This window comes from Saccharibacillus alkalitolerans (assembly GCF_011090185.1).
GTDB lineage: Bacteria > Bacillota > Bacilli > Paenibacillales > Paenibacillaceae > Saccharibacillus > Saccharibacillus alkalitolerans.
Genome location: NZ_JAAFGS010000020.1, coordinates 1 through 1,767, shown reverse-complemented (window position 1 = coordinate 1,767; position 1,767 = coordinate 1). Strand labels below are relative to the sequence as shown.

1 rRNA gene is annotated in these 1,767 nt (G+C 54.2%); it reads left to right on the top strand.

The features are described from left to right. Positions 1–1,767, top strand: a 23S ribosomal RNA gene (locus GYN08_RS23435); the annotation flags it as partial.

Below are 1,767 nucleotides of genomic sequence, written 5' to 3'. Positions count from 1 at the left end.
CCCTCCGAGACGGATCCCGAGTAGTGCGGGGCACGTGAAACCCCGTATGAATCCGGCAGGACCATCTGCCAAGGCTAAATACTCCCTGGTGACCGATAGCGAAGCAGTACCGTGAGGGAAAGGTGAAAAGGACCTCGGAAGAGGAGTGAAACAGAACCTGAAACCGTGCGCTTACAAAAAGTCAGAGCCCAATTAAGGGGTGATGGCGTGCCTTTTGTAGAATGAACCGGCGAGTTACGTTTGCATGCAAGGTTAAGGTGAGAAGCCGGAGCCGCAGCGAAAGCGAGTCTGAATAGGGCGACTGAGTATGCAGGCGTAGACCCGAAACCGGGTGATCTACCCCTGTCCAGGGTGAAGGTGCGGTAACACGCACTGGAGGCCCGAACCCACGTACGTTGAAAAGTGCGGGGATGAGGTGGGGGTAGCGGAGAAATTCCAATCGAACCCGGAGATAGCTGGTTCTCCCCGAAATAGCTTTAGGGCTAGCCTCGGATGAAGAGTTGTGGAGGTAGAGCACTGATTGGGTGCGGGGCCCGCCAAGGGTTACCAAGTCCAGTCAAACTCCGAATGCCATCAACTTATATCCGGGAGTCAGACAGTGAGTGCTAAGATCCATTGTCAAAAGGGAAACAGCCCAGACCATCGATTAAGGTCCCCAAGTGTGTGTTAAGTGGGAAAGGATGTGGAGTTGCCCAGACAACCAGGATGTTGGCTTAGAAGCAGCCACCATTTAAAGAGTGCGTAATAGCTCACTGGTCGAGTGACTCTGCGCCGAAAATGTAACGGGGCTAAACACACCACCGAAATCATGGCTTGATGCTTATGCATCAGGGGTAGGGGAGCGTTGAATACGGATTGAAGGTGTACCGGAAGGAGCGCTGGACTGTATTCAAGTGAGAATGCCGGTATGAGTAACGAAAAGATCAGTGAGAATCTGATCCGCCGAAAACCCAAGGGTTCCTGAGGAAGGCTCGTCCGCTCAGGGTTAGTCGGGACCTAAGGCGAGGCCGAAAGGCGTAGTCGATGGACAACAGGTGGATATTCCTGTACCGCCGTAAACCGTTACGAGCAATGGAGTGACGCAGGAGGGAAGGGACGCGGACTGATGGATGTCCGTCCAAGCAGTAAGGCTGGTGCGTAGGCAAATCCGCGCATCGCAAGGCTGAGCTGTGATGGGGAGCGAAAATTACAGTAGCGAAGGTCCTGGGCTCACACTGCCAAGAAAAGCTTCTAGCCAGGTGAAGGCGCCCGTACCGCAAACCGACACAGGTGGGTGGGAAGAGTATTCTAAGGCGCGCGGAAGAACTCTCGTTAAGGAACTCGGCAAAATGACCCCGTAACTTCGGGAGAAGGGGTGCCCCGGTAGTGTGAATAGCACGAGGGGGCCGCAGTGAAAAGGCCCAAGCGACTGTTTAGCAAAAACACAGGTCTGTGCGAAGCCGCAAGGCGAAGTATACGGGCTGACGCCTGCCCGGTGCTGGAAGGTTAAGAGGAGGGGTTAGCGGCAACGCGAAGCTCTGAATTGAAGCCCCAGTAAACGGCGGCCGTAACTATAACGGTCCTAAGGTAGCGAAATTCCTTGTCAGGTAAATTCTGACCCGCACGAATGGCGTAACGACTTGGGCGCTGTCTCAACGAGAGATCCGGTGAAATTTTAATACCTGTGAAGATGCAGGTTACCCGCGACAAGACGGAAAGACCCCATGGAGCTTTACTGCAGCTTGATATTGGACTGGGGTGCGATTTGTACAGCATAGGTGGGAGCCT